The organism is Micromonospora sp. BRA006-A (assembly GCF_033433935.1).
GTDB classification, from domain to species: domain Bacteria; phylum Actinomycetota; class Actinomycetes; order Mycobacteriales; family Micromonosporaceae; genus Micromonospora; species Micromonospora aurantiaca.
In genome coordinates this window covers 6088861-6100630 of the sequence record NZ_JANCLW010000001.1, presented here as the reverse complement: position 1 = coordinate 6100630, position 11770 = coordinate 6088861, and the positions used below count along the sequence as shown (strand labels likewise).

Sequence of the window (11770 nt, the reverse complement as noted above, 5' to 3'; positions counted from 1 at the left end):
AAACGGTTGGCTCGACACCACCGGACCTACCGAGGGCCTTCCCTCACCTCCAACACGACACGCCGCCCAACCCCACCACTTCTCAAACGCTCACTGAGAGATCTTGGTACGGACCGGCCCCTATTAGGGCGCTTTCGTACCAAGATCTCGGGGCGAGGCGGAACACGGCGGGACTCTTTCCCGGAACGCCCGATTGGTCGTACCCTTCGCCGGTGACCGACGGCGACGAGCAGCCTCCCGGCCGGACGGCGGACAGCGACGAGCCTCGCCCCACCGTCGACGCCACCGGCAAGGCGAGCACCGCCGACACGAGCACCGCCGACACGAGCGCCACCGACGTCAGCGCCGACGCCGACGCGAGCGCTGCCAACCTCAGCGCTGCCGCCGACGCCCGCGCTGACGACACCCGCGCCGAGAACGCCGCCACTCCCGCCGCCGTCGACACCATCGCACCGGCACCGGCACCGGCACCGGCATCCGTACCGGACGCGGCGTCGTTGCCGTACCCCGTACCCCTGGCGCAGCCGGACCCGGCGCGGACGCGGACGGTGCGGCAACGGCGGCGGTGGCTGCTCTGGACCGCGCTCGGACTCGCGCTCGGCCTGGTGGCGGGCGCGGTGCCCGGCGTACTCCTGCGGGAGCCGGCGCCCGACGCGGCCGGGCGGCCGGCCGCGAGGGACGACCCGGGCACGGCGGCGCAGCGGCGGCTCGGCGAGCGGATGCTCGCGCTGCTGGACCGGCAGGCCGTCGCGCTGGTCGGCGCGGACCGGACCGGCTTCCTCGCGGTCGCCGAGCCGGCGGCCCGGCCGGCGCTGAGCCGCCGGTACGCGGCACTGCGGGCGCTGCGGGTCACCGTGTGGCGGCCGACGGCCGACGGGGTGCCGGAGGCCGTCGAGGGGCGGCCGGGGGAGTGGCGGCATACGGTGACTGTGGGCTACTGCTTCGTGGTGCCGGACTGTGCGCCGAGCACTGTGGAGCTGGGCGCGCGTTGGCGGCTGGCGGGGGAGGAACCCCGGCTGACCGCGCTGGAACCGTCCGAGGCGGACCCGGCCGGTGTACGGCCGTGGCAAACGAACGACCTGGTCGTGACGGTCGGCAAGCGGGTGGTGGTGGCCACCACGGCGGCCCAGCGGCGCAAGCTGCCCGGCCTGCTCGCCCAGGCGGAGACCGCGGCCCGGGCCGCGGACCGGTACGCGATCGGCGGCCGGCCGCCGGACCGGTATCTCGTCTACTACGCCGGGAAGGGGGAGTGGCAGCGCTGGTACGGCGGCGGGCGGCCGAAGTGGACGGCCGGTTACGCCGTGGGTGTCGGCGGCGGGCGTCACGACGTCGTGCTGAACGCCCAGATCGTCACCCCGGCCGGCCTCGACGACCTGCTCCGGCACGAGCTGACCCACGCCGCCTCGCTGCCCGACCGGGGCTACGCCGACCGCGCGGACTGGTGGCTGGTGGAGGGGCTGGCCGAGTACGCCGGTGCCGACGGCCAGCCCGTGCACCGCTACGACGGCCTGACCGAGGTGCGGGACCTGCTGCGCGGCGGCTGGTCCGGGCGGCTGGACGAGGTGGCGCCGGCCGACGACGCGAGCGACGACCGGGTCGGCGGCGCGTACGGCGTCGGCTACCTGGCCGTACGCCATCTGGTCGACAGGTACGGCGAGCAGCGGATGCTGGACTTCTACTGGGCCGTGGTGCACCAGGGCCGGACCCCGGAGCAGGCCGCCGACGAGGTGTTCGGCGACACGTGGTCGATGCTGCACGACGACTGCGTGGCCTACGTGCGGGCCGTCGTCGGCTGAACGTCGACACCTGTCGACGGGTCGTAGCATGGGCCGGGTGGCCCGCACTCCCTCGCCGCGGCTGCCCGCGGCCCGCCGCCCCCGTCTCGTCACCGCGGTGCTCGCCGTCGTCGCGCTGACCGGCACGACCGCCGCGTCCTGCGGCGACGACGCCCCTGCGGTGACAGTCGCCGAGGTGGGCCGCGCGCCGGTGAGCGAGGTGATCGACGCCCCGGCCACAGTCACCGCGCGGGCCGCCGCCACGCTCACCGCACCCGCCGACGGCACGCTCGCCCGCCTGCGGGTCCAGCCGGGGCAGCGGGTGACCCGGGGGCAGGTACTCGCGGTGATCGACTCGCCGTCGGCCCGGGACCGCCTGGCGAAGGCGCGGGACGCGTTGCGCGCGGCGAAGCGGGCCGGGCGGGGCACCGGCACCGGCGACCTGGACGGCAGCCGGCGCGGCACGGACCGGGCCGCCGACGAGGCGTTCGCCGCCGCCCGCGCTGCCGCCGGCAAGGTCGGCGACCCGCGGGTACGCGCCGCGCTGCTGCTCCAGGTCCAGTCGGCACAGCGGCAGTACGAGTCGGCCGCCCGCGCCGCCGACCGGGCCGTGGCCCAGGTGCAGCGCGGCGTCGCCGGCCTGAACAGCGCCGTCGGCGCGCTGTCGGCCGCGCAACGACTCCAGGCCCAGCAGGCGTACGACCTGGCGAAGGCGACAGTGGACGCGCTGACGTTGCGCGCACCGATCGCCGGTGTGGTGCAGCCGGGCGGCACCCGGTCGGCGGCACCGGCCGACCTGGCCGGGCTGCTCGGTGCGGCGGGTGGCGCCGGGGTGCCCGGTCTCGACCCGTCGGCGCTGAGTGGTGGCGGTCAGGGCGGCCCGCCTCCGGGGGTGGACGACGCGATCCCGGCCGGTGGCCGGGTCACCGCCGGCACGCCGGTACTCACTGTGGTGGACATCGGCCGGCTCGGCCTGCTCGCCGAGGTGGACGAGACCGACGTGCTGCTGGTCCGGGCCGGGGTGCCCGCGTCGGTGGAGCTGGACGCGGTGACCGGCGCGACGTACGACGCCACGGTGCGGTCGGTGGACGTGCTGCCGACCAGCTCGGCGCGGGGCGGCGTCACCTACCGGGTCCGGCTCGACCTCGGTGCCGGACGGATGGGTGAGGCCGAGACGGCCCCGGCGCCCCGGCCGGGCATGAACGCGGTGGTGCGGCTGCGGGTGCGGGAGGCCGCCGACGCGGTGGCGGTGCCGGCGTCGGCGGTGTTCTCCACCGACGGGCGGGACGCGGTCTGGGTGCTGCGCGACGGCCGGGCCGACCGGGTGCCGGTGACGGTGGGCGTGCAGGGGCAGGACCTGGTGCAGATCGTCGACGGCGTACGGGCCGGTGACCGGGTGGTGGTGCGCGGCGCCGACCAGGTGCGCGACGGCCAGGAACTGCGGTGACCGTACCGGCGGTCGAGGCGGTCGACGTCTGGCGCACGTACGAGCTGGACGGCGTCTCGGTGTCCGCGCTGCGCGGGGTGTCGCTCACCATCGACCAGGGCGAGTACGTGGCGGTGATCGGCCCGTCCGGCTCGGGCAAGTCGACGCTCATGCACCTGCTCGGCGGGCTGGACCGGCCCAGCGGCGGCCGGCTGGTGATCGGCGGGCGGGACGTGACCACGATGACCGCGCCGGAGCTGGCGACGCTGCGCAACGAGACCATCGGCTTCGTGTTCCAGGCGTTCCACCTGCTGGCCCGTACGTCGGCAGTGGACAACGTGGCGTTGCCGCTCGTCTACCGGGGTGTCGGGGCGCGGCAGCGGCGGGAGCGGGCGGCGGCGATGCTGGGCCGGGTCGGGCTCGGCCACCGGCTGCACCACCGGCCCAACCAGCTCTCCGGCGGCGAGCAGCAGCGGGTGGCGATCGCCCGGGCGCTTGTGACCGAACCGGCGGTGCTGCTCGCCGACGAGCCGACCGGCAACCTGGACAGCGCCACCGGCGAGGCGGTGCTGGAACTGCTGGAGCAGTTGAACGCCGAGTCCGGGGTGGCGCTGGTGATGGTGACCCACGACCAGGAGGTGGCCGCCCGGGCACACCGGCGCATCGCGGTACGGGACGGACTCATCCGGTCCGACAGCCTTCATGATCGACCGCCGTCGGACGGCTCCGGCGTACCTGCGACACTGGACCCCGCTCCCAGCGCGGAGCCCCGGTCCGCGTCCGGAAGCGGCCCGGGGCACCCGCCCGGTGGCCCCGGTGGCGCCACCGGGGCCACCGGGCGCCTTCCGCGAGGCGGGGGCGACGCCGGATGAGGCTGGCCGAGGCGTGGCGGGTGGCGTCGGACGCGCTGCGGGCCAACCGGATGCGCAGCCTGCTGACCATGCTCGGGGTGATCATCGGGGTGGCCTCGGTGGTGATCCTGGTGGCCATCGGCACCGGCACGAAACAGCAGGTCGAGCAGCAGGTCGAAGGGCTCGGCTCGAACCTGCTGCTGGTGGTGCCGGGCCGGATCGAGGTGGGCAACGCGCCTGTGGTCTCGCCGCTGGACCTCAGCGACGCGGACGCGGTCTCCCGGGTGGTCGGCGACCCCGGCCGGGTCGCCGTCACGGTGGCCTCCGGCGCGACCGCCCGGGCCGGCAACCGGTCCGACTTCACCACCGTGCAGGGCGTCCTGGAGACCACCCCGTCGGTGTTCACCAGGTCGCTGTCGCGGGGCCGCTACCTCACCGGGGCGGACGTGGACACCAGCCGCCGGGTGGCGGTGCTCGGCGACTCGGTGGCCCGGGCGCTCTTCCCCGACCGTGACCCGCTCGGCCAGCAGGTCACGCTGGCCGGCGTCCGGTTCCGGGTGATCGGCGTCTTCGCCCCGCTCGGGCAGAGCCTCGGCGTGGACCGGGACGACGAGGTGCACGTACCGGTGACGGCGGCGCAACGGCTGTGGGGCACCCAGCGCATCGACGGCATCGCGGTGAAGGCGCCGGACCGGGAGCGGATCGACGAACTCGGTGACCGGATCGTCGCGGAGCTGTCCCGCCGGCACCCGGACACCGAGTTCAGCGCCGTCACCCAACGGCAGATCCTCGGCGTGCTCGGCGACATCCTTGGCGTGCTCACCGGCGTACTGGCCGCCATCGCGGGCATCTCGCTGCTTGTCGGCGGCGTCGGCGTCTCCAACATCATGCTCGTCTCGGTACGCGAGCGGACCCGCGAGATCGGCCTGCGCAAGGCGGTCGGCGCCCGCCCTCGCGACATCGGCGTGCAGTTCCTGCTGGAGGCGGTGCTGCTCACCTCGGTGGGCGGCCTGACCGGGATGGCGCTGGGCGTGGGCACCGCGCTGCTCGTGGACGCGTTCTCGCCGATCCCGGCGGCGATCACGTGGTGGTCACTGGCGCTGGCGTTCGGCGTCTCCGCGGCGGTCGGCATCGTCTTCGGCGTGGTGCCGGCGCAGCGGGCCGGACGGCTCGACCCGGTGGTGGCGCTGCGCGCCGAGTAGACGGCGGTCGCCCGGATCGGACGAGACACCCGTCCGGGCGAAAAAGCCCTGGTGGACATCGGGTGAACGGCTGTCCCGCCATGATCAAAGGGTGGAAGGGATCGCGCAGGTCACAGCCGTCCCGCTACCGTACTGGTTACACGCGCGTCGCTCGTCGAGGCGGGAACACCTGCCCGGTGACACGCGCCGGGCACGGGAATGGGTCGGTGAGCCATGGCCGGGTCGCAGTCCGACGCACGGCTGTCGGATGTCAGGTTCCTGACCGTCGCCGAGGTGGCGACGGTCATGCGGGTCTCCAAGATGACCGTCTACCGCCTCGTGCACAGCGGTGAGCTGACCGCGGTACGGGTCGGCCGGTCGTTCCGGGTGCCCGAGCACGCCGTGCACGAATACCTCCGGGGCGCCTTCCAGGAGTCCGCCTGAGCCCTCGGCGCACCGGTCCGCCGAGTGCGACGAAAAGGGGCATCGACGGGGGCGCGTTGGTCCTGCTGACGCACTCCGGTTAGGCTGGGCCACGACCGTGACCGCTCTCTGGTGTGCCCTGCCCACCACGCTGGTCCGGTCCGTTGTCCGCAAGCGGTCACGGCGCCACCCGTGGTGGTGCCGTCCGGTCCGCCCCGCACGTTGCATCGAAAGGCTGTCGTATGGGCTCGGTGGTCAAGAAGCGCCGCAAGCGCATGGCTAAGAAGAAGCACCGCAAGCTGCTGCGCAAGACCCGCGTCCAGCGTCGCCGTCTCGGCAAGTGACCGGGGCCGGGCAGCAGCCCGGCACCGGCACCACTTGCCAACTGTCGACCCTCGGAGGCTCAGGTGATCAGGCCGCGGACGTCCCGGCTCGATCCCGCCTGCCGCGCTAGGCGCACGACATGACCCCCGGTGACACCTCCGGTGCCCCGGGGGTCGTCGTCGTCACCGGGGTCGGCCGCTGGCTCGGCGCCCACGTGGCCGCCCGGCTCGCCACCGACGAGCGGATCGAACGCGTCATCGGGGTCGACCCGGCACCGCCCAACCCCGAGCTGACCGACCTGCTCTCCGACGTCGAACGCATCCGCCTGGACCTCGACTCGCTCGGCGGCCTCCTGCACGACCTCGACGTCGACACCGTGGTGCACCTGGCGCTCGTCACCGCCCCCGACCCGCAGCAGGGCGGCCGGGCGGGGATGAAGGAACAGAACGTCATCGGCACCATGCAGCTGCTCGCCGCCGCGCAACGCGCGCCCCGGCTGCGCAAGCTCGTGGTCCGCTCGTCCACCGCCGCGTACGGGGTGTCGTTCCGCGATCCGGCCGTCTTCACCGAGGAGACCGAGCCGCGCGAGGTGCCGCGCGGCGGTTTCGGCCGCGACATCCTCGACATCGAGGGGTACGTCCGCGGGTTCCGCCGCCGTAGGCCCGACGTCACCGCGACGGTGCTGCGCTTCGCCCCGTTCATCGGGTACGCCGCCGACACCACGCTCACCCGCTACTTCTCCCAGCCCGTGGTGCCCACCGTCTTCGGCCGTGATCCGCGCCTGCAGTTCGTGCACTTCGACGACGCGCTGGAGGTGCTGCACCGGTCCGTCGCCGAGGACCACCCGGGCACGTACAACGTCGCCGGGCCGGGGGTGCTGTCGCTGTCGCAGGCGATCCGCCGGGCCGGCCGGGTGGCGGTGCCGGTGCTGGAACCGGGCCTGGCCGGGGTGGCCGCGATCGCCCGCAGTCTGGGCTTCGGCCGGTACGGCTTGGATCAGGTGGACCTCTTCGTGCACGGTCGGGTGGTGGACACCAGCCGACTGGAGCGGGAGTACGGCTTCACGCCCCGCTCGACCGCCGCCGCGTTCGAGGACTTCATCCGCGCCCACCACGGCGGCGTCGTGGTCACCCGCGATCAGCTCGCCGCCGCCGAGCAGTTGGTGCTGGAGAGCATCAGGCAGGTCCGCTCGACCGTACGGGAGCGTTCGTGAGCAGCCCCGACGAGCGGCGTGACGGGCGCTTCGACGTACCGCTGGGTGTGCCGGATCCGGGCGCGGAGCCGGCGCGGCGCAACGGGCACCGCCGGGTGACCGCGCCGTCCGCCCGCCCGGCGGCGCCGCCGGACGAGCCGGACACCTCCGCCGACGAGCCGGGCGCGGGCGTTCCGGGCCCGGCCACGCCGCACCAGCCGGCGAAGAAGACGGTCGCCAAGAAGGCCGTCGCCAAGAAGGCCGTCGCCAAGAAGGCGGTGGCGAAGAAGGCAGTGGCTGAGCCGACGGCCGGGAGCGAGCCGGCCGGTGAGACGCCGAACGGTCCGGCGGTGGCCGACCGGCCGGGGGACCACTGGGACCGCAAGGTGGCCCAAGGGCTGGCGTTCCTGCGGCGGCGGCTCGCCGGTGACTACGAGGTCGACGAGTTCGGCTTCGACCCCGACCTGACCGACGCGGTGGTCCACCCGCTGGTCCGGCTGCTCTACCGGGACTGGTTCCGCACCGAGGTCAGCGGCATCGAGCACGTACCGGACGAGGGCGCCGGTCTCGTCGTCGGCAACCACTCCGGCACCGTGGCGCTCGACGCGCTGATCCTCTCCACCGTGCTGCACGACCGGCACCCGGCGCACCGCTACCTGCGGCTGCTCGGCGCCGACCTGGTCTTCCGGATGCCCGTCGTCTCCGAGATCGCCCGCAAGACCGGCGGCACCGTCGCCTGCAACCCGGACGCGGAGCGGCTGCTCGGCAACGGGGAACTGGTGGGCGTGTTCCCGGAGGGCTTCAAGGGCGTCGGCAAGCTCTACGCCGACCGCTACAAGCTCCAGCGCTTCGGGCGGGGCGGGTTCGTCTCCGCCGCGCTGCGTACCGGGACGCCGATCGTGCCGGTCGCGATCGTCGGCGGCGAGGAGATCTATCCGATGCTCGCCGACATCAAGCCTCTGGCCCGGCTGCTCAAACTGCCGTACTTCCCGGTCACGCCGACGTTTCCCTGGCTGGGGCCGCTGGGCATGGTGCCGCTGCCGAGCAAGTGGCTGATCGAGTTCTGCCCGCCGATCCCGACCGCCCACCTGCGTGACGCGGCTGATGATCCGCTGGTGGTGTTCAACCTCGCCGACCAGGTGCGGGAGACGATCCAGCAGACGCTGCACAAGCTGCTCGAACGCCGGCCGGACCCGTTCGGCCCCTGAGCCGGTTCAGGCCTCGCGGTGGCGGCGCCGGTGCAGCGCCAGGCCGGCGGTGACCGCGCCGGCGAGCAGCCCGGCCGCCGCGGTGGAGGGCACGGCGATGCGTACGGCCCGCCGCCCGGTGCGGAAGTCGCGCACGTCCCAGCCCCGCTCGCGGGCCTGCCGCAGCAGCGCCGGATCGGGGTTGACGGCCACCGCCCGGCCGACCGCGCAGAGCATCGGCAGGTCGTTCGCCGAGTCGCTGTAGGCGGCGCACCGGGCCAGGTCCAGCCCCTCCACGGCGGCGAGCTGGGTGACCGCCTCGGCCTTCGCCGGCCCGTGCATCAGGTCACCGACCAGCCGCCCGGTGTACGCGCCGTCGACCACCTCGGCCACCGTGCCGATCGCGCCGGTCAGGCCGAGCCGGGTCGCGATCACCCGGCCGATCTCCACCGGTGCGGCGCTGACCAGCCAGACCCGCTCGCCCGCGTCGAGGTGACGCTGCGCCAGGCGACGGGTGCCGGCCCAGATGCGCGGCGCCATCAGCTCGTCGAAGATCTCGTCGGCGAGGCGTTCCATGTCGTCGACCCGCCAGCCCTGAACGAAGGCCAGCGCGGCCTCCTTGGCCTGCGACATGTCGCCCGCGTGCTCGGTGGCGAGCAGCCGGAACCGTGCCTGCTGCCAGGCGAACCGGGCCAGGTCGCCGGTGGTGAAGTACTTCCGGGCGGCCAGCCCGCGGGCGAACCAGTAGATCGACGCGCCCTGCATCATCGTGTTGTCGACGTCGAAGAACGCGGCGGCGGTGGGGTCGGGCGTGACTGTGGTCGCCGGCGCCGAGGGGGTCTCCGACCAGCCCGCGGTGTGCCCGTGCGCGTCGGTGCTGACGGTCACCTTCCGGCTCCCGGCCACGGCGACCTCCCTGCCTCGACGACGCGTACGTGCTCCGAGTCGAGCGTATCCGGCACGGTGTGACGGCCGGGTGTCCGCCGGGAGAAGTGTGGCGCGGTAGGCGTCGACCGCTCAGCGGGCGGCCGGGCACGTGGACGGCGCGGGCCCGAGCATGTCGCTGGCCTGCGGCGCGGGCAGCCCGCAGGCGATCGCCTCGCGGAGCGCGTCGGCGCGCTTGCCGGCCGCGTCGAGCAGGGACAGCGAGCGCCGGGTGCGCTCCCGGTCGGCGTGGTCGGGCCGGTCGAGCAGGCCGCTGACCACCCGGCGCTGGCCGGCGAGGAAGGTGTCCACCGCGTCCAGCGCCGCCGGGTCGGAGCGCTGCGCGGCGACGGTGGTCAGCAGGCGTACGCCCTGGCGGGTGTCCGCGTCCATGTCGTCCAGGACGGCGCTGAAGCCGAGCCGGTCGTCGCGCACCGAGGCGGCCTCGTCGAGGCGGGTACGGGCGAAGTCGAGGAAGAGCTGCCCGCGGCTGATGTCCGAGCTGGCGAGCGCGAGCTGGGCGCGTTCGGTGGAGCGCTTCATGCCGTACAGGGCGTCACCGGGCAGCGCGTTCTCGCTGGCGGCGGAGATGCCGGAGAGGGCGATCGCCCCGGCGGCCACGCCGACCAGGATCGCGCCCCGGGCCCGCGCCCGGCGGCCGGTGATGGCGGGGAGCAGCGCGCCGCGTACGCCGGAGGTGCCGGTCTTGTCCGGAGCGCCGACGCCCTCACGTTCGGCGGTGGCCACGAGCATCGCCCGCAGGCCGGTACGGAACTCGGCGTCCACCTCGACGTCGGGCCGCTCGGCGGTGATCCGGCGGCTCACCTCGACGAGCGCGGTGAGTTCACCGTCCGCCTTGGACCGGACGTGGTGCCGGCGTCCGCCGTTTGCCTCGTCGAGGAGTTGCGCGAAGCGCTCGGCTCGCCGACGGGAGAAGAGGTCGCTGTCCACCGCGGCACCCCCTCTCGCTGGTCACGGCCGGGCGGCCGTCGTCGTCACCAGCGACCGGTGGCAGCGTGTGGCCCAGGGCCGACCGGGACGGCCGACCTGACCCGCCGGACCGGGTGGCCCGGGGGACGCCGGGACAACCACTGGTCGCACCCGGAGAAACGGACCGCGCCGGTCGCCGGTTACGGCTGGGGCGGCGGCGAAATCACCGGGAGTGAGGGGCGGGGTGGGGTACGTCGGGCATGCGACACCGCCCGGCGAGCGTGCGCCGGCCGGGTCGGACCGATCAGGAGTGGAAGCCGTCGGGCAGCAGCCGGGCCAGCGCCCGGACGGCCCGGTACTGCAGAGCCTTGATGGCGCCCTCGTTCTTACCCATGGCGCGGGCCGTCTCGGCCACCGAGAAGCCCTGGAGGAACCGCAGCACGATGCACTCCTGCTGCTCCGGGTTGAGCTGCTTGACGGCGGTGAGGAGGGCGACGTTCGTGATGTGTTCCACCACCGCGGCCTCGGGGCTGCCCTCGGGCCCGCGGTCCTCCCGGTCGGCGTCCAGGACGTCACCGGTGGTGACCTCCAGCCGGTAGCGCCCGGACTTGAAGTGGTCGGCGACCAGGTTGCGGGCGATGGTGACCAGCCAGGCGCCGAGGTCGCGTCCCTGCCAGGTGAAGCTGCCGATCCGCTTGAGTGCCCGCAGGAACGTGTCGGAGGTGAGGTCCTCGGCGAGCTGGCGGTTGCCGACGCGGAAGTAGACGAACCGGAAGACGGTGTCGACGTACCTGTCGTAGATCAGCCCGAACGCCTCGGACTCGCCCGCCTGCGCGCGCTCGACAAGCGTCCACACCTCGGTGGCCGGGTCGGACGGGTCGGGGCGGCTGGGGAAGCCGGTGGCGGGCGCGGCGGCCGGTACGGCGGGCAGGACCGCGGTGTCACCGGTGGTCACCGCCGGCAGGATCGCGGTCTCGGCGGCGGACGGCTCGGTCCCGGTCGCCGCGTCGCCGCGTCGCGCCTGGGCCGGCATCGTCGGGCGGGCCGGGCTGCCCAGGCGGCCGGTCGCGGGCTTCGCGTTGCCGCCCGGGGTCGCGGTGCGTGGCGGTGCCTCGTTCGTGTGGTGCGCGCGGCTGCGTACGCGCCGCCCGTCACCGCGTACCGCGAGCTGGCCGTCGGCGCTCCGCGGGCCGGGGTCCGCGCGCTCGTTGAGCGGGTTGCGCTGGGCCGGGCCGGTGACGCCGGCCGGTCGTTCGGCGTAACCGAAGGTGGTCACCGCGCCTCCCCAGGCTTGGCGGACAATGACCGCGCCGGAGGACCGGGTAACACCCGGTCGGGCACGGCCGGGTCGGGACGTGCCGACGGGCGGCAGATCCCCTTGAGGTGCTGGTCCAATGCGCTCACGGGCACGGGGGCCTCCTCGGGCTGAGGGGTGTCGACTCACGGCAAATGGGGTGAGCCGACCCGAGTGATGATAGGGCCAACGTCACCCACGCGTGGCAAGTCCGTTACACAGAGCGGAAGTATTTCCCGCCAGGTCGCACACATGGCGGACCG

The 11770-nt window shown here is 74.4% G+C and carries 11 protein-coding genes; 8 read left to right on the top strand and 3 right to left on the bottom strand.

From position 1 onward, the window contains the following. The first annotated feature begins 212 nt into the window (after positions 1 to 212). The 8 genes from NMK34_RS27875 (at position 213) to NMK34_RS27840 (ending at position 8380) form a co-directional block, all read left to right on the top strand. On the top strand, positions 213 to 1796 hold the full coding sequence (locus tag NMK34_RS27875) for a hypothetical protein (protein WP_318335817.1): 1584 nt from the start codon (positions 213 to 215) through the stop codon (positions 1794 to 1796). A 28-nt stretch (positions 1797 to 1824) separates the two neighbouring features. Further along, a complete protein-coding gene (locus NMK34_RS27870; protein WP_318335816.1) occupies positions 1825 to 3222 on the top strand; it encodes an efflux RND transporter periplasmic adaptor subunit in 1398 nt (465 codons plus the stop codon). Next, positions 3219 to 4073, top strand: a complete 855-nt coding sequence (locus tag NMK34_RS27865) for an ABC transporter ATP-binding protein (protein WP_318335815.1) — start codon at positions 3219 to 3221, stop codon at positions 4071 to 4073. The genes NMK34_RS27870 and NMK34_RS27865 overlap by 4 nt, the downstream gene beginning before the upstream one ends. Next, positions 4070 to 5254: an ABC transporter permease gene (locus tag NMK34_RS27860; RefSeq protein WP_013288760.1), complete on the top strand. Its 1185-nt coding sequence runs from the start codon at positions 4070 to 4072 to the stop codon at positions 5252 to 5254. The genes NMK34_RS27865 and NMK34_RS27860 overlap by 4 nt, the downstream gene beginning before the upstream one ends. A gap of 213 nt (positions 5255 to 5467) precedes the next feature. Then, positions 5468 to 5677: a helix-turn-helix domain-containing protein gene (locus tag NMK34_RS27855; RefSeq protein ID WP_013288759.1), complete on the top strand. Its 210-nt coding sequence runs from the start codon at positions 5468 to 5470 to the stop codon at positions 5675 to 5677. A gap of 221 nt (positions 5678 to 5898) precedes the next feature. After that, entirely contained in the window at positions 5899 to 6000 is a 102-nt protein-coding gene (locus NMK34_RS27850; RefSeq protein WP_007465623.1) for a 30S ribosomal protein bS22, read from the top strand. 119 nt (positions 6001 to 6119) lie between these two features. Beyond that, positions 6120 to 7193, top strand: coding sequence for an NAD-dependent epimerase/dehydratase family protein (locus tag NMK34_RS27845; protein ID WP_318335814.1), 1074 nt, complete (start codon positions 6120 to 6122; stop codon positions 7191 to 7193). A 329-nt stretch (positions 7194 to 7522) separates the two neighbouring features. Beyond that, complete coding sequence (locus NMK34_RS27840; RefSeq protein WP_318336443.1) at positions 7523 to 8380, top strand: lysophospholipid acyltransferase family protein; 858 nt, start codon at positions 7523 to 7525, stop codon at positions 8378 to 8380. Between the two features lie 6 nt (positions 8381 to 8386). On the opposite strand, the gene NMK34_RS27835 is transcribed toward NMK34_RS27840, so the two are convergent. The 3 genes from NMK34_RS27835 to NMK34_RS27825 form a co-directional block, all read right to left on the bottom strand. Further along, entirely contained in the window at positions 8387 to 9265 is an 879-nt protein-coding gene (locus tag NMK34_RS27835; protein ID WP_318335813.1) for an HAD-IB family hydrolase, read from the bottom strand. A gap of 111 nt (positions 9266 to 9376) precedes the next feature. After that, positions 9377 to 10234, bottom strand: a complete 858-nt coding sequence (locus NMK34_RS27830) for a DUF5667 domain-containing protein (protein WP_318335812.1) — start codon at positions 10232 to 10234, stop codon at positions 9377 to 9379. Between the two features lie 283 nt (positions 10235 to 10517). Continuing rightward, positions 10518 to 11489, bottom strand: coding sequence for an ECF subfamily RNA polymerase sigma factor, BldN family (locus NMK34_RS27825; RefSeq protein ID WP_318335811.1), 972 nt, complete (start codon positions 11487 to 11489; stop codon positions 10518 to 10520). Between the last annotated feature and the right edge of the window lie 281 nt (positions 11490 to 11770).

What these genes read in the sequence shown, in the direction of transcription:
- NMK34_RS27870 (WP_318335816.1), top strand. Translation starts at nt 1,825, where the DNA reads ATGGGCCGGGTGGCCCGCACTCCCTCGCCGCGGCTGCCCGCGGCCCGC.
- NMK34_RS27860 (WP_013288760.1), top strand. Translation starts at nt 4,070, where the DNA reads ATGAGGCTGGCCGAGGCGTGGCGGGTGGCGTCGGACGCGCTGCGGGCC.
- NMK34_RS27855 (WP_013288759.1), top strand. Translation starts at nt 5,468, where the DNA reads ATGGCCGGGTCGCAGTCCGACGCACGGCTGTCGGATGTCAGGTTCCTG.
- NMK34_RS27850 (WP_007465623.1), top strand. Translation starts at nt 5,899, where the DNA reads ATGGGCTCGGTGGTCAAGAAGCGCCGCAAGCGCATGGCTAAGAAGAAG.
- NMK34_RS27845 (WP_318335814.1), top strand. Translation starts at nt 6,120, where the DNA reads ATGACCCCCGGTGACACCTCCGGTGCCCCGGGGGTCGTCGTCGTCACC.